The organism is Halomonas sp. JB37 (assembly GCF_002332255.1).
Taxonomy (GTDB): domain Bacteria; phylum Pseudomonadota; class Gammaproteobacteria; order Pseudomonadales; family Halomonadaceae; genus Vreelandella; species Vreelandella casei.
In genome coordinates, this window is record NZ_NRGW01000001.1 from 1,167,343 (window position 1) to 1,182,745 (window position 15,403).

At 54.7% G+C, this 15,403-nt stretch carries 16 protein-coding genes and 3 tRNA genes; 13 read left to right on the forward strand and 6 right to left on the reverse strand.

All coding sequences use genetic code 11. The features are described 5' to 3' along the window. The first annotated feature begins 7 nt into the window (after positions 1-7). The 3 genes from CIK78_RS05515 (at position 8) to selD (ending at position 3,078) form a co-directional block, all read left to right on the forward strand. Positions 8-454, forward strand: a complete 447-nt coding sequence (locus tag CIK78_RS05515; RefSeq protein WP_096277999.1) for a copper resistance protein NlpE N-terminal domain-containing protein — start codon at positions 8-10, stop codon at positions 452-454. Between the two features lie 162 nt (positions 455-616). After that, positions 617-1,987 (forward strand): DNA repair protein RadA, encoded by a 1,371-nt coding sequence (gene radA / locus CIK78_RS05520; RefSeq protein WP_096278001.1) that lies wholly within the window; start codon positions 617-619, stop codon positions 1,985-1,987. A 53-nt stretch (positions 1,988-2,040) separates the two neighbouring features. Further along, positions 2,041-3,078: a selenide, water dikinase SelD gene (selD, locus tag CIK78_RS05525; protein ID WP_096278003.1), complete on the forward strand. Its 1,038-nt coding sequence runs from the start codon at positions 2,041-2,043 to the stop codon at positions 3,076-3,078. A 64-nt stretch (positions 3,079-3,142) separates the two neighbouring features. Here the strand turns inward: selD and CIK78_RS05530 are convergent, their stop codons facing one another. Beyond that, entirely contained in the window at positions 3,143-3,835 is a 693-nt protein-coding gene (locus CIK78_RS05530; protein WP_096278005.1) for a type 1 glutamine amidotransferase, read from the reverse strand. Between the two features lie 95 nt (positions 3,836-3,930). On the opposite strand from CIK78_RS05530, the gene CIK78_RS05535 reads away from it, so the two are divergent. Next, positions 3,931-4,533, forward strand: a complete 603-nt coding sequence (locus CIK78_RS05535) for a YjaG family protein (RefSeq protein WP_096278007.1) — start codon at positions 3,931-3,933, stop codon at positions 4,531-4,533. A gap of 3 nt (positions 4,534-4,536) precedes the next feature. Here CIK78_RS05535 and CIK78_RS05540 read toward each other — a convergent pair whose 3' ends face one another. From CIK78_RS05540 to hisB, 5 genes are read right to left on the reverse strand one after another with little or no spacing between them, the layout of a single operon-like run. Next, positions 4,537-5,043 (reverse strand): hypothetical protein, encoded by a 507-nt coding sequence (locus CIK78_RS05540; protein WP_096278009.1) that lies wholly within the window; start codon positions 5,041-5,043, stop codon positions 4,537-4,539. Positions 5,044-5,071: 28 nt separating this feature from the next. Beyond that, entirely contained in the window at positions 5,072-5,845 is a 774-nt protein-coding gene (gene hisF, locus CIK78_RS05545; protein WP_096278011.1) for an imidazole glycerol phosphate synthase subunit HisF, read from the reverse strand. Further along, positions 5,842-6,588 carry a 1-(5-phosphoribosyl)-5-[(5-phosphoribosylamino)methylideneamino]imidazole-4-carboxamide isomerase gene (gene hisA, locus CIK78_RS05550; protein ID WP_096278013.1) on the reverse strand — a complete coding sequence of 249 codons (747 nt, stop codon included), beginning with the start codon at positions 6,586-6,588 and terminating at the stop codon, positions 5,842-5,844. The genes hisF and hisA overlap by 4 nt, the downstream gene beginning before the upstream one ends. Before the next feature lie 11 nt (positions 6,589-6,599). Beyond that, positions 6,600-7,241, reverse strand: coding sequence for an imidazole glycerol phosphate synthase subunit HisH (hisH, locus tag CIK78_RS05555; protein ID WP_096278015.1), 642 nt, complete (start codon positions 7,239-7,241; stop codon positions 6,600-6,602). A gap of 52 nt (positions 7,242-7,293) precedes the next feature. Next, positions 7,294-7,887, reverse strand: a complete 594-nt coding sequence (gene hisB / locus CIK78_RS05560; RefSeq protein WP_096278017.1) for an imidazoleglycerol-phosphate dehydratase HisB — start codon at positions 7,885-7,887, stop codon at positions 7,294-7,296. 241 nt (positions 7,888-8,128) lie between these two features. Between hisB and CIK78_RS05565 the strand changes: the two genes are divergently transcribed. The 9 genes from CIK78_RS05565 to CIK78_RS05605 all read left to right on the forward strand — a co-directional run bounded on the left by CIK78_RS05565 (position 8,129) and on the right by CIK78_RS05605 (position 15,386). Continuing rightward, complete coding sequence (locus CIK78_RS05565; protein ID WP_096278019.1) at positions 8,129-8,608, forward strand: acetyl-CoA sensor PanZ family protein; 480 nt, start codon at positions 8,129-8,131, stop codon at positions 8,606-8,608. Continuing rightward, positions 8,608-10,941, forward strand: a complete 2,334-nt coding sequence (locus tag CIK78_RS05570) for an AsmA family protein (RefSeq protein ID WP_096278021.1) — start codon at positions 8,608-8,610, stop codon at positions 10,939-10,941. The genes CIK78_RS05565 and CIK78_RS05570 overlap by 1 nt, the downstream gene beginning before the upstream one ends. 94 nt (positions 10,942-11,035) lie before the next feature. After that, positions 11,036-12,118 (forward strand): A/G-specific adenine glycosylase, encoded by a 1,083-nt coding sequence (mutY, locus tag CIK78_RS05575; protein ID WP_096278023.1) that lies wholly within the window; start codon positions 11,036-11,038, stop codon positions 12,116-12,118. Positions 12,119-12,177: 59 nt separating this feature from the next. Further along, on the forward strand, positions 12,178-12,453 hold the full coding sequence (locus CIK78_RS05580; RefSeq protein ID WP_096278025.1) for an oxidative damage protection protein: 276 nt from the start codon (positions 12,178-12,180) through the stop codon (positions 12,451-12,453). A 124-nt stretch (positions 12,454-12,577) separates the two neighbouring features. Further along, positions 12,578-12,653: transfer RNA gene (locus CIK78_RS05585), tRNA-Phe, on the forward strand. Between the two features lie 6 nt (positions 12,654-12,659). Continuing rightward, positions 12,660-12,734: transfer RNA gene (locus tag CIK78_RS05590), tRNA-Gln, on the forward strand. Between the two features lie 72 nt (positions 12,735-12,806). Then, positions 12,807-12,882, forward strand: a tRNA-Thr gene (locus tag CIK78_RS05595). A gap of 678 nt (positions 12,883-13,560) precedes the next feature. Then, positions 13,561-14,739, forward strand: coding sequence for a transporter substrate-binding domain-containing protein (locus tag CIK78_RS05600; protein ID WP_096278027.1), 1,179 nt, complete (start codon positions 13,561-13,563; stop codon positions 14,737-14,739). Next, positions 14,736-15,386: an ANTAR domain-containing protein gene (locus CIK78_RS05605; protein ID WP_096278029.1), complete on the forward strand. Its 651-nt coding sequence runs from the start codon at positions 14,736-14,738 to the stop codon at positions 15,384-15,386. Before CIK78_RS05600 ends, CIK78_RS05605 begins: the two co-directional genes overlap by 4 nt. Positions 15,387-15,403 lie beyond the last annotated feature (17 nt).

Here is a 15,403-nt window from a genome sequence, read left to right on the forward strand (position 1 = left end):
ACACTCTATGCAACTCAGGAGTTTGCTAGCCGGTTCGGCTATGTTGGCACTGCTGGCTGGCTGTGCGAGCGGCCAAATGGAGCAGCAGCAGGAAGAGGCTGCTACCTCGCAGGCTAACTACAAGGGCTCACTGCCTTGCCGTAACTGCGACGGTATTGACCTGGATGTCACGATGGTCGGTGAAGAAATGAGCGCCGCTGAAGAACGCACGTTCACGTTGAACGCGACTTATCGTAACCATCCCCAAACACCGCCGGATGAAAACTACGCCGGAAACTGGGAAGTACTGACAGGCACGCCGTCTGATCCAGATGCTACCGTTTACGAGCTAACGCCAAATGGCGAAGGCCAGATTTACTACTTCATGCGCATTGATGAGCGCACGTTGGAGTTGATCGATCCTGAGCGTCGCCGTTTTGAAAATGGTGAGATGCTGCAGCTAACGCGTCAGTAATGCGTTAATCAGTAGTACAAAAGGCGGCCGATGGCCGCCTTTTGTATATATATCTGTTGGCTCAATCAAGCGCTGTTAAATAAAGATTAGTTTGAAAAGAATGGGTCGGATGTTATGGCCTAGAAGCGACTCAGACATAGCAACCATGGGAGCGTAATCTCAGTGGCCAAAGCCAAAAGCGCCTTTGTATGTACCGAATGCGGTGCTGAATATCGCAAATGGCAGGGGCAGTGCAGCAGTTGCCAAGAGTGGAACACGCTAAGCGAAGTGCACTTGGCGAGTGCTCGTCCAGGCGGCGGAGCGGCTTCTGGCCGGTCAGGCTACGCGGGAGATCTTTCGCGTGAGGTAATCGACCTGGGCAACGTTGATCTCAGCGAAGTGCCACGTATGAGTTCCACTTTTGCGGAATTTGATCGCGTATTGGGCGGCGGGCTTGTGCCTGGTTCGGCGGTGCTGCTGGGCGGTAATCCTGGGGCAGGGAAGTCGACGCTGCTGCTTCAAACGGCCTGCAAATTAGCGCAGCAACGACGCATTTTGTATGTTACCGGGGAAGAGTCGCTATCTCAGGTAGCGATGCGTGCGCATCGCCTGCAGCTGCCTACCAACGGACTAAAGATGCTGGCTGAGACCAGCGTAGAAACCATTTTGGCAGTATCTGAGCGCGAAAAGCCCGAAATCCTAGTGATTGATTCCATTCAAACGATGCATCTGGAAGATATCAGCTCGGCGCCTGGCGGTGTTGCTCAGGTGCGTGAATCTGCTGCCGCGCTAACGCGCTTCGCCAAAAAAACCAATACCGTTCTACTGCTGGTTGGACACGTAACCAAAGACGGTACCCTGGCGGGGCCTAAAGTGCTCGAGCATATGATTGATGCTTCTCTGTTGTTAGAGGGCGGCGCAGACTCGCGCTTTCGTACCCTACGCGGCCAGAAAAACCGCTTTGGCGCTGTCAATGAGCTAGGGGTCTTCGCGATGCTAGAGCAAGGCCTCAAAGAGGTTAAAAACCCCAGCGCGATTTTTCTTTCCCGCCAGGAAGAGCAGGCACCGGGTAGTTTGGTAATGGTGGTGTGGGAAGGTACACGGCCAATTTTAGTTGAGGTGCAGGCGCTCGTTGACGAGTCTGCACTGGGTAATCCACGGCGGGTGGCGGTGGGCGTAGATCAGAACCGCTTGGCAATGCTGCTGGCGGTGCTCAATCGACACGGCGGATTGTTCACCGGCGATCAAGACGTCTTCTTAAACGTTGTCGGCGGTGTGAAGGTGCTTGAAACCAGTGCCGATTTAGCCGTTCTGTTGGCGGTGGTGTCGAGCTTGCAAAATCGGGCGCTGCCAAAAGAGCTGGTCGTTTTTGGCGAAGTGGGGCTGTCAGGCGAGATACGCCCGGTACCAAGCGGCCAAGAGCGCATTGCCGAGGCCGCCAAGCACGGGTTCTTACGCGCCATTGTCCCCCGTGCGAACGCTCCCAAGCAGGCGCCAAAAGGCATGGAGGTCATTGCCGTGGATAAATTAAGCGACGCCTTAGACGCGCTCTAGCATGAGCTATCCTTAAAGCGTCTGATATTATGAATGTGCCAGGGAGAGACACGATGAGTTCCATTCGTTTAACCCAATATAGCCATGGCGCTGAGGCCGGCTGCAAAATTGCTTCCGACGCGCTGGACAGTCTTCTAGCCAAGGCCGGGCCAGAGGCGGGCCATAAGCAGCTTATCGTTGGCAATCAAGGGCGCGACGATGCCGCAGTGTATGACCTAGGCGATGGGCGCGGAATGATTGCGACCACTGACTTCTTTATGCCCATAGTTGATGACCCTTTTGATTTCGGCCGTATCGCTGTCACCAACGCGATCAGCGACGTTTATGCGATGGGCGGCACGCCGGTGATGGCATTAGGCATACTGGGCTGGCCGCTGGATAAATTAAGTGCGGAAGTCGCAGGCGATGTAATGGCGGGGGCTCAGGCGGTTTGTCGCGAGCTTGGTGTTGCGCTGGCTGGAGGCCACTCGGTTGACGCGCCCGAGCCAATTTTCGGGCTCGCCGTGAAGGGCTTGGTTGATCTCAAAAAGCTCAAGCTGAACAGCACCGCCAAGCCAGGCGACTTGCTATTTTTAACTAAGCCGCTGGGCGTTGGGATGCTAACCACGGCTGAAAAGCGCGGCTGGTTGGAAGTCGGTCACCATGGCCTGGCCCGTGAAACCATGCTGAAAGCTAACCGTATTGGTGTGAAGCTTGCCGAGGTCGAAGGAGTGAACGCCATGACAGAGGTCAACGGCTTTGGCTTAGCCGGCCATCTCACTGAAATGTGTCAAGCGAGCAACGTGATGGCGCGCATTGATTTTCGCCGCCTGCCCCGCTTAGCCGAAGCTGAGGCATATCGGCGTAAAGGCGCCGTGCCGGGTGATACGCTGAAAAATTGCGAAACCCTGGGTGAGAGTTTACCCGCCATGGATGAGGTGCACTGGCAGTGGCTATGCGACCCACAGACCTCTGGCGGGCTGCTGATTAGCGTTGACCCTGCCTGGGAGGATGATGTGATGCGCATTGGCCGAGAGTACGGCTTGGATTTACAGTCATTTGGCGTAATGGCCTCGCGAAGCGCTAAGGCGAGCATCGAGGTGATTGGGTGACATTAATCTCCTCTGGCAGAAATTCATGTTGGCGACTGGGGCCGCTAGCGGCGTGCTTGGGCGGTTATGTCGCTTTAAGCCACTGCGTCATTAACCGATCCAGTAGCGGCGCTAGCTGAATGAAACGGTCAGCGCTTTCAGTGATTTGTGCATCATCCTGGACATAGCGGTCGCCGGTTTTAGATGTTGCGTGTGGGCGCGGAGTATTGCTCAGTAGCAGATTGACGCTAGCGGGAGTGGCTTCTAAATGGCATAGCAGGCCCATGACGCGGCCTCTGTCCCAAGCAAACCCCTGTAGCGGCGCTGCTTCGCTACCGCCGAGCGCAATGGCTTCATCCGGCAGGCTGAAAACCAAGCGATGCCACATGAAAGCGCTAAACGTCTCTGGCAAATCGAACGTGCTTTCAGGCGCCAGCGTCACGGTGTGCCAGCCCGCCTCGGCATAGGTTCCAGGAGCGACCACTGCACCCAGCGCACGCGCTAACCAATGGGCGCCCAAGCCAATGCCCAGCAGCGGCTTTTGGCCATCTAGGTAGCGATTGATTAGTTTATCTTCGGCTTTGAGCCAGCGTGGAGGTTGGCTGAGCAACTCCTCCGGCCCATCAAGTACTATGAGTGCGTCTGCTTCATTGTGGCGTGGGGTTAATTCATCCGCATAGAGATGAAAAGTGCTGTAACTATGGCCCATACTGGCTAACCAATCCGTTAAACGGGCGGGGCCATGGTCAGGGCCGTGCTGTAGCAGATGAATATGCATGGTAATCTCCTCGCCGGCCGTTCCATCATCTGATGACCATAACGCACCCGCTACTTTTCACCAATACTTCGTAGAAGAAGCTTTAGGAACTCCGCATGGCGCCTAAACCCATAGGATTTTATCAACGACTACAAGAGCTTTCGTTACCCGCCCAGCAGGCCTTTATGGCGGCGCTTTGTGAACGCTTGTTGCCCAACTATGCGCTCTATGAGCAAACCACCGGGCAGGGCGACGGTCACACGCTTAGCGCGGTGCTGAGCTTGGTTTGGGAGCGGCTGAGCGTGCCTAGCGCCAGTATCGATTTTGCCCGTCAGGCGGAAAAATTAGCCGAGTGTGAGCCGCCTGAAGGCGACGACAGCTTTGGTGCCCGCCGTGCGCTAGACGCGGTAGTGTCGCTTTCGGCATTGCTTGATACGCTGCAAGGTGACTCTCCAGAGGCAGTGCTGGATGTGAGCCGCACTTCGCGGGCGGGCGTGCGTGCCTTTATCGAGCTCACGGAAGGTGAAGAAGATGCTCAGGCGTTGGCGCTGATTATTCGTGACCACCCGCTGATGGACGATGAAAATGACTTCCAGGATGCCGTGCTGGAAGCGGTCAGCGAACCGCTGGATAAAGCAGCGCTGAAAGAGGTGCGTCAGTTGGGCCGCAATGGCGGTATCAGTAACTTGGGTTTAACGCTTGATGAGGGTGATGAATAGCGGCTAAAAGCGCACGCCTGCGGTGACCATCATTCCGGCGGTTCCGAATATAATGAGATCGGACTCAAACCGCCCCCACTGAACGCCAATACTAGGCAAGACGGCCGGTGCCACTTCCAGATGGTTGAGCGGGATTTTATCGCGATACTCGCCTTTGTAGCCGTGTAAAAGCCCGCCCGTTATTTTGGCGCGCACGTTCAAGCCTTGGCTAAACTGCCAAACAGGAAACTCGCGGCCCGCATAGAAATACCACGTGGGCTGCTCATAAGAGTTCTTAAACCACGCCGCGCCCGCCAGCCAACGGTCTGGATTGTGCAGTTCAATGCTAATGAGATCCTGATGATTATTATGCTCAGGATCTGGGTTGAAATGCCGAGTATAAAGACTGGTTTGTACCAGCGTGTGATCCCACTCCAGCGCAGGCGGCCAGTCAGGCAGCGAAAACGCAGCGGCGGGCGTGCTCAGTGCGATGCCCGCTAACCACCCCATCCATGGGTATACTCGGCGCATTCGCCGTTCCTGAGTGAAAAGAGGCATCTTAAAGGCGCATTTCAATGCCGCGCTCCGCCATATAGCGTTTTGCTTCAGGGATCGTGTACTCGCCGAAGTGGAAAATACTGGCGGCCAGTACCGCGTCGGCACCGCCTTTTAGCACGCCGTCCACGAAGTGATCCAGGTTGCCCACACCGCCTGAAGCAATCACAGGAACGCTCACCGCTTCGGAAATCGCGTGTGTGACGCCTAGGTCAAAGCCAATCTTGGTGCCATCGCGATCCATGCTGGTAAGCAGCAGTTCGCCAGCGCCGAATTCCACCATCTTCTTCGCCCATTCAATGGCGTCGAGTCCCGTTGAGCGACGTCCACCATGGGTGAAAATTTCCCAACGCGGCGTTTCGCCCTCGGCTGATACTCGCTTGGCATCGATGGCAACGACAATACACTGGCTACCAAAACGTTCCGCGGCTTCGCGCACGAAGTCGGGGTTGGTGACCGCCGCGGTATTGATCGAGACTTTATCGGCCCCGGCGTTAAGCATGGTACGAATGTCGTCACAGGTGCGAATCCCGCCGCCCACGGTTAACGGAATAAAAACCTCACCCGCAATGCGCTCCACCATCTCAACCGTGGTGTCGCGGTCTTCGTGGCTGGCGGTAATGTCCAGGAAAGTGATTTCGTCAGCACCTTGCTGGTTGTAGCGCTGGGCGATCTCTACTGGGTCGCCGGCATCACGAATGCCGACAAAATTAACGCCTTTAACCACCCGCCCAGCGTCTACATCCAGGCAGGGGATAATACGTTTGGTGAGGCTCATGAATGGCCTCCCGTCAGCTGGTCGCTCAGGTGCTGCGCTTGCGCAACATCTAGGCTACCTTCGTAAATAGCGCGGCCGGTGATAGCACCTAAAATGCCGCTGTCAGCGACATCGCACAGCGCTCTGATATCGTCTAGATTGGTCACGCCACCGGAGGCAATCACCGGTAAGCCGCCTTCGCGAGCCAGGGCCGCGGTGGCGTCAACGTTGACACCCTGCATCATGCCATCGCGGGCAATATCGGTGTAAACGATGCTGGATACGCCATCGTTGGCGAAACGCTTGGCCAATTCGGTGGCTTTAATCGTCGACACTTCTGCCCAGCCGTCGGTGGCGACATAGCCGTCTTTAGCGTCTAGCCCAACAATCACATGGCCTGGGAATGCGCGGCACATTTCGCCTACAAAGGCAGGCTCTTTCACCGCCTTGGTGCCGATAATCACGTAGGAAACGCCGGCGCTTAGGTAGTGCTCAATCGTTTCTGCACTGCGGATGCCGCCGCCAATTTGAATCGGCAGGTTGGGATAGGCGCGGGCGATAGCGGTAACGGCATCGCCATTCACCGGCTTGCCTTCAAAGGCGCCGTTTAAATCCACAAGATGCAGCCGACGTGCGCCGGCTTCCACCCAGCGTGCCGCCATTGCTACCGGGTCATCGCCGTAGGAGGTAGCGTCTTCCATGCGGCCTTGCTTAAGCCGTACACACTGGCCGTCTTTGAGATCAATAGCGGGAATGACTAACATAAACAATCCTCTCAGGGCGTCCAGGTGACAAAGTTTTCGAGTAGGCGAAGACCGGCGCGGGAGCTTTTTTCGGGGTGAAACTGCACTGCGAAGGTAGCATCGCGGCCAATGGCGACGTGGGCGCTTACCTTGCCATATTGAGTCGTGCCAAACACCTGAGCATCGTCCTCGGCATTGACATAGTAGCTATGCACGAAGTAGAAGTGTTCACGGTTATCAATGCCTGCCCACAGCGGGTGGTCGTGATGCTGCTCGACAACATTCCAGCCCATGTGAGGGACTTTTAAGCGCTGCTCGTGGGTATCGCGCATATCGCTAGGAAAGCGGTCTACGCTACCTTTAAAGAACCCAAGACATGCCACGCCGCCGTTTTCTTCGCTACGCTCCAGCAGCATTTGCTGACCCACGCAAATACCCAGCAGCGGTTTATCTTGGCGCGTTAAAATATCATCCACCAGCCCGCGTAAATCGGTGCGCTCAAGTTCGCCAACGCAGTCGCGAATAGCCCCTTGGCCCGGTAGCACTAGACGCGTCGCGCCCAGAATGCGTCGCGGGTCACGAGTAATGACAACATTTTCATGCGTCACGTGTTCCAGCGCTTTGGCTACGGAATGCAGGTTGCCCATTCCATAGTCGATCACCGCAATGGTCATGAAGCGCTCCTTGTGAAAGTAAAGGGGTAGTCGCTAGTGGTACTGCAAAGCATTACAGGCTCCCTTTGGTTGAGGGCATCTGACCGGCCATACGAGGGTCTTCTGCTACCGCCATGCGTAGGGCACGTCCAAAGGCTTTGAAAATCGTTTCAGCCTGATGGTGAGCATTAAAGCCTTTAATGTTGTCGATATGCAGGGTCACGCGGGCATGGTTGACGAAACCTTGGAAAAACTCCCAAAAAAGTTGAATGTCCAAACTGCCAATCGTGTCGCGCGTAAAATCAACGTCCATAAAGAGGCCGGGGCGTCCGGAAAAATCGATCACCACGCGCGAAAGCGCTTCATCTAGAGGCACATAGGCATGTCCGTAACGGTAGATGCCGCGCTTATCGCCAATGGCTTCAAAAAAAGCCTGGCCTAGCGTGATACCCAGGTCTTCTACGGTGTGGTGGTCGTCAATATGTAGGTCGCCGGTGGCATTGATGTCGAGATCGATCATCCCGTGGCGGGCAACTTGATCAAGCATATGATCCAGAAACGGAACGCCGGTTTGGCAGCTAAGACGGCCTTCACCGTCGAGGTTTACGCTGACCTTGATCTGCGTTTCGTTGGTGTCACGGCTAACCGTGGCAATACGCGCTGACATGTTGCATCTCCTAGGCTGAAGCGCACTCTGAGGGGAGCCCTGAGGAACGATCCTAAGGGGTGATCCTAAGGAATGGTTGATGGTTTTGCATCAACTTACCACCGTTTGATCAGGGCATGACCTCTGGCGAAGCGACCATTATAGTGAATCGACGCCCTCATCCGCTACAATGCGCGCAATGTAGCCGTTATCAATGATAGAAAAATAGCAGCAAGACTGCTTTGGCGAAGAGGATTTCATCATGCCGGTGACACTGCACCACGTCGACCAGGCCCGTTGGGAAGCCGATGAACAGGTGCGCCTTGATCTAGTGCGCATTTACCAGGACGCGCCTCAAGAGCGCATGCCTACCCCAACGGTTGAGCCGTTTATCGATGCACATTTTAACGGCCGGCACTTTTTTGCCTGCGCGCTTTTCAATGATCGGCTGCTGGGAGCCGTCGCGGTGCAGGAGGGCACCGACCGCGCTTGGTGGCTCTCTGAGCTCTGCGTGCGTACAACCACTCGCCGCCGTGGGGTTGGTTCGCGTTTAATGGCACTGCTGGGTGAGCAAGCCAAACAAGAAGGGCGCGTATTGCGTATTGAAACCTCTTCATTGCCACTGGCTGACCGTGTGCTGCTTTCCAAGTTAGGTTATCGGCCCATGGCCAACCCAATGACTCCGGCGGGGATGCCCGCCACCAGCGATTTTGTTGAGTTAGACCCACAAGGGAAAGGGTAATGAAACAGTTATTACGTATTTTACTAGCGGCCGTCGGCATTCTTGCCATCGTGGCGGTCGCGGCAGTGGTCTACGTGACCACCTTTTTAGATCCAGAAGACTTCAAGCCGCGCTTAACCGCCGTTGTAAAAGAGCAAACGGGACTGAACTTGGTGTTGGAAGGCCCGATCAACTGGTCGTTCTATCCGCGTATTGGGGTCAGCGTAGAGCAGGCGCGCGCGTGGCTGCCTGAGCAAGATCAAGACAGTGCCGCGTTTGCTGCGATTAACCGCGCAGAAGTGAGCGTTGCCTTTGCCCCGTTGCTACGCGGCGAGATTGCCGTTGATGGGCTGACATTGGACGGCATGCGACTCAACTTAGAACGTGATGCTGAAGGTGAAGGCAATTGGGAACCGTTAGTCGAGCGCTTGTCCGAACAGACAAACGGTGCCGCTGAAACGGTGCTGGCGCCTGCCAGCGCGGGCCCTAATGCCGACGCCGGTAGCTTGGCGGTAGTGCTAAACATTGCGAGCGTGGAAGTGAAAAATGCCGATATACGTTTTCGTGATGAGCAAACCCAAGCGCTGTGGCGGCTGCAACAACTGAATATATCAGGTAGCAATGTTAATCCGGTGCGTGCTTTCCCACTGAAAGCCATGTTCACCTTGACTAAGCACAACCGCCTGGATGCCGAGGTATTGGAGCGCGCTCCGGATATTACCAGTGACATCAATCTTGAAACGCGCATGCGGCTTGGTTTAGAGGAAGAGCTTTTTGTACTCGAAAACATGTCATTAACGACGCGTACCAGTACGAAAACTGACAGCGAGCCGCAGCAGCTTAGTTTGAAAGCCGCCGAAATGGTGGCGCGTATGGGTGAACAGCAGCTGTCGATTAAAGAAGGGCTACTGGAAGCGGGTTTGCGCAATGCAGATAGCTGGCAGGGCAGCCTGGCGCTGGCGCTTGCCTTTGGTTTGGAAGGCGACTGGCAAGCGCAGACCGCTCAGTTTAAAGATCTCCAGCTCACGGGCCCTGATGGGCTACGAGTGAGCGGCCATCTTAATATTGAACAAATGCTTGACGCGCCGAACTACCGTGGGCAGCTAACCGCAGCGCCATTCACGCTGCGCCCCTGGCTAGCACGCGCGGGTATTACTCTCACTACCGCGGGCGAAGCCGCGCTCAGTGATGTGGCAATGACCAGCCCTATCGAAGGCGATGCCGAGCAGTTCTCGCTGCCCAGACTTTCATTAGTCATCGACGACAGCACCTTTACCGGAGAGCTATCGGCGGCGTTAGACGGCTCACGTCTGGCGTTTGATTTAGCAGGTGATCAGCTGTCGCTTGACCGCTATTTGCCCGGTGAGGCCACGGCTGAGCAAGCAAGCCGCGGCTTGCTGCGTAGCGCTTTTGCTCAAAGCAGTGATTCGCTACTCCCGCAATCCGTGCTTGCAGGATTAGCGCTAGAAGGCGATCTGAGTATTGATACCCTGATTTTCGCTGGGCTGACGTTCAATAAGCCTAGTTTGCAGCTGCGCGGAGATGATGGCGTCCACCGCTTAACGGCGTTTGAGTCCGGCTTCTATGAAGGTAAGCTCAACGCTACCGGCCAGGTGGACGCCTCTGATTCCGTGCTTGAATGGGCATTCTCGCCAACGATCAGCAGCGTGCAAGTAGCCCCGCTAATTGAAGCGATGAGTAAAGAAACGTCACCGCTGCGCGGTCGCTTTGATTTGTCTGGCGACCTCACCAGCCTTGGCAACACTCGGGAGGCGCTGACGAGCAACCTGAATGGCGAGCTCACAGCGCACCTAAAAGACGGGGCGATCTTAGAGACCAATATTTCACAGCAAATGTGTGAGCTGGTCGCTCAGCTAGAAGGTGAGGGCACCGTGCGCGACTGGCAGGATGATACCCGCTTTGAGCAGTTCGATGGCACCTTCCAAATTAGCAATGGACTGGTGGAAAGCGATGACCTGCTTATCACCCTGCCGGGTATTAATGTTCAGGGCGACGGCGAGCTTAATCTCAGCAGCTTGGCTTTTGATACGCACGCCAACGCACGCTTGGTCGATACGGCTGATGCGGCCTGCAACGTTAATCCGCGTCTGGCACAATTGCCGCTACCCATGCGCTGCGAGGGCAACCTGAGCGATGCACGCAGCGAGTGGTGCCGCTTCGACCGAGAGGCATTCCAGACGGCCGTTGTCGACTTGCTGCGTAACGAAGCCGGGGATCGTGTGGATGAAGAGATCGAAGAGCGCCTGGGCGATTCTTTGGATCAGCTAGACGAGCGCCTTGGCGAAGGAGCGGGCCAGAAGCTTCGCGAGGGGCTGCGTAATTTATTTAACTAAGTAACGATGCATGTTCATTCTGCGCCGGCCTAAATGCCGGCGCTTTTTTATGAGCATCGTGGATCGTTTACATACTTCTGTGTGAGGAACGTGCATGGCAGATATGCCCGCACCGCGGTTGACGGCCGCTGAATTCCAGCGTCGGCTATTAGACTGGTTCGATCAATATGGTCGCCACGACTTGCCCTGGCAGTCACCGCGCAGCGCCTATCGCGTATGGGTGTCGGAAATCATGCTGCAGCAAACACAGGTTGCGACCGTCATTCCGTACTTTGAGCGCTTTATGGCGCGCTTTCCGACCTTGGAGGCGCTTGCCAGCGCGCCGCAAGATGAGGTGCTGCACTTATGGACCGGGCTAGGTTATTACGCCCGTGCGCGCAACTTGCACAAGGCCGCTCAACTGACGGTAGCGCAGCACGGCGCAGAACTACCTAGCGAAAGTGTCGATGCCCTAACGGCGCTGCCCGGCATTGGCCGCTCTACCGCGGGTGCCATCGTTGCACAAAGCACTGGGCGGCGGGCGGCGATCTTAGATGGCAATGTCAAACGCTCGCTTGCTCGCCTGCATGCGCTGCCCGGCTGGCCGGGCAAGAAGGCGGTGGAGCAAAAGCTTTGGGCGCTGGCCGAGTATTACACGCCCAGCGCGCGCTTAGCCGACTATACCCAGGCGATCATGGATTTTGGTGCGACGCTGTGTAAACGCAGCAAGCCTGACTGTTTAAGCTGCCCGTTTAATGACGTTTGTTTGGCCTATGCCCAGGGCGAGCCAAAGCGCTATCCTGAATCAAAGCCGAAAAAAGCGTTGCCCACACGGCAGACCATTATGCTCATGCTGAGCGACTCACAGGGCCGGGTATGGCTAGAAAAACGACCGCCAAGTGGTCTTTGGGGCGGGCTATGGAGCTTGCCGCAGTTTGATAAGCATGGCGAACTTAACGACTGGCTAGAGGATCACGCGGTCAATCCTGCGCGCGGCAGTACAGCGCCAAGCTTTTATCATACGTTTAGCCATTTTCGCTTAGAGATTACCCCCCAGCCGGTGACCTGCGATAGGCTGGGCGGTATTCGTGAAAGCGGCGTATGGTACGACATCAACGATCCGCCTGCGCTGGGGCTGGCGGCGCCGGTCAAAGCGTTGCTGAGTCAGCTAACACCTTTTACCCTCACCCAGTCGTAGGCCATGCATAGGCGTATGGGAGAGAACTCTGAATAACATCGCATAACCAGGAGCATGCTATGAGCAATACCGTTTTTTGCCGCAAGTACCAGACAGAGTTAGAGGCGTTGCCATTTCCACCCTTGCCGGGTAAACAAGGTCATGAGATTCAGGCAACGGTCTCCAAGCCCGCCTGGGAAGCCTGGCAGGCACTGCAAACTCGCCTGATCAACGAGAAGCATCTCAATATGCTTGATCCAGAATCACGGGCCTACCTTATGGATCAAATGCAGTGCTTCCTAGATAATCAGGAAACCGACCAAGCCGAAGGGTACGTGCCGCCTACACAGGCATAAACGTTGCCGCCATTCTAGTAAAGGCAGTGGCGCAAAATACCCATAAGCATCGGTATCGAAAGAAAGTTTCACAAAGGTGTTGACGAAAAGCGGTGTTTTTAGTTTAATACGCACCGTTGGCAGCGGCCAGATAGCTCAGTTGGTAGAGCAGGGGATTGAAAATCCCCGTGTCGGCGGTTCGATTCCGTCTCTGGCCACCACGCAGTTGGGGTATCGCCAAGTGGTAAGGCACCGCTTTTTGGTAGCGGTATTCCCAGGTTCGAATCCTGGTACCCCAGCCATTGCCAACAAAATTTCTTGTTGATTGCAGAGCTTAGCAGCAAAACAATCATTTTCTCAAGAAAACGTGAAGCGCCGACATAGCTCAGTTGGTAGAGCAACTGACTTGTAATCAGTAGGTCCCGGGTTCGACTCCTGGTGTCGGCACCATCAAAAGATGGTTAAAAGCAACATGTTAGAGACTTAAAAAGGCTGCCTTCATCGGCGGCCTTTTTTGTTTCCTTCCCCAAATTCTGCATCTGCGTACCGTAGTGTGTACCGTTTCTCTCAAGACCCATTCTGCCTGCTTTTTTCGTTGCTGCAAACCGTTTCTAAGTAGTCAAAATCACCTGATAAGTCGGTGGCTTTCAGTAGATTCTACAAGCCCTTCACCCTTTGTCTGTTAGGGCGGTTTTTTAGGATTACAGAGTAAGTTGTGCTCTTACGATCTCGCCGACAACTGATTTTTCTGGCTCCCTGGTTTGCATGGTTGTGCAAGCATGGAAAGCCTGAACGCACCTTTTTACAGCATAAATTCTTTTGCATGTATCAAAAAGAGGCGCCACACCTACACTAAACGTGTTTCAAAGCCGCTATTGTGGAGTTTTGTGTAATTGGCACGCTTGTTGCTTTAAATTATTTACATTTGTTTAGTGGTTATGGCCTTCGACTTAAGAATAGCGTCAATGAGTTGACAAAGTCGATTAGGGGTCACAATCTAAGTTTTAGTATTTGACATATTGTGCGTCGGCATACACCGAAAGGGCACAGAGCAATAGGGCTCCCATCGTTACCGTCAGGTAGCGCTGTGAGCCCTTTTTTTATGTCTGGAAATAGGACGGTGAGTCAATGAACAGTCGTATCCCGGTTGGCATACTCTTCTCTACTCAAGGGCCATACGCCACTGTTGGCCGGTCAATGCGCGATGGGGCGATGCTGGCGCTTGAAGAGGTCAACCAGGGCACACGATTCCCCTTTGAACTTGTACCTATAGAATGCGATCCGGCCGGTGACACCGCTGCCTACAGCAATCACGTGCGGAGTTTGCTACGCCATGAGGGCGTAAAGCACGTGATTGGTTGCTATACGTCTTCAAGCCGCAAAGAAGTCATACCGATTTTTGAAAAATACGATGGCTTGCTGTGGTATCCGTCTCACTACGAAGGTTTTGAGACCAATAATAACGTTATTTATACAGGCGCCGTTCAGAACCAGCATGTTTTGCCGCTGATGGACCATGTGCTTGAGCATATCACTCGCGATGTTTACTTCGTGGGCTCTAACTATGTCTGGGCCTGGGAAAATGGCCGAATTATCAGAGAGCTGACTAAGGCGCATGGCGGGAAGATGATCGCTGAGCGTTACCTGCAGGTCGGTGACCTGGATGTGGCGCGTATCATCGAAGAGATTCACGAAAAGCGGCCTGCCTTCATTATGAACATGCTGATCGGTGAGTCTAGCTATGCATTCTACCGCGCGTTGGCCAAGGCGCGCGATGAGAACGCCGCCCTTCAAAAAACGGTGGTAGGCAGCTGCACGCTTTGCGAACCCGAACTTGCTCAAATTGGTCCGCAGGCGTGTGCTGGGCATTTAGCATCCAGCGTTTACTTCTCCACTATCGAGACAGAAGTTAACAAGCAGTTTGTCGCTAGCTACCGCCAACGCTACGGACATGATGCCTTGCCTAGTGCAGATGCAGAGGCGTCCTACAACACCGTTCACTTACTTGCCCTTGCCTTGGCTGGCGCCGATTCCGTTGATATCGACCGGGTGAAAAAAGCGCTGCATGGAACGTCCTTCCAAGCACCTCAGGGAAAGATCTATGTCGATCCTGAGAGCAATCACAGTTATTTGACCGTCCGGCTAGGAATCTCCCGCGAAGATGCGACGTTTAAGGTGATCTCCGAAGCAAACGCCCCCGTTCGCCCGGATCCTTATCTCGTTTGGGCTGAAGCATGTGGTGAAAGCTCTGCTCACACGGAAACGCCCATTGCTCAAAACAATATTGGCTTGAGGATCGTGCGATGACGCTTACCACACGACGCAATTTCAGGGGCCATCGTGCATTGATTGTGTGTGCCGCTGAAAGAGATCGAGAGGTGCTGACTCAGTTCCTTGTGGAGCTTGGCGTCACGCCAGTTGTTCATGAAAACCAGGATGAGGCTGTGTCTGATAGGCCGTTTGATCTGGTGTTTTTCGACGATGAGTTGGGACGCCAGTTTAGCGACATCACGCACATGATAGATCGCGTGCAGGGGCCGGCGATTGCACTTATCGGTTCAGATGCACCGAGCTCGGTTAATTGGTTCATCGAGCGCCAAGTGTCTGGCTATCTCACCAAACCGCTACGTAAGGGCGGCATTCTCGCGAGCCTTATTATTGCTTACCAAACATTTAATCAGTGCTATGAGACGGAGCAAAAACTCCACCGTTTGGAGCAGCAGGTTCGTGCCCGCCAAGTCGTATGCACGGCGGCGATCAAGCTCATTGAAGATATGGGAATTTCGGTCAATGACGCCTTTGCACTGTTGCGTTCGGCGAGCATGAGCCGACGCCTGTCCCTTGAGGATTTCGCTGCAATGATCGTCTCGGGTGAGATCGCAGTGGTGGTACTAAAGGAAGAGGCTGATGCCATTCATCGTCTTAGGGAATCCCGGTTAAACCATTATTCGTAGCACGTTTATTGAGGTTA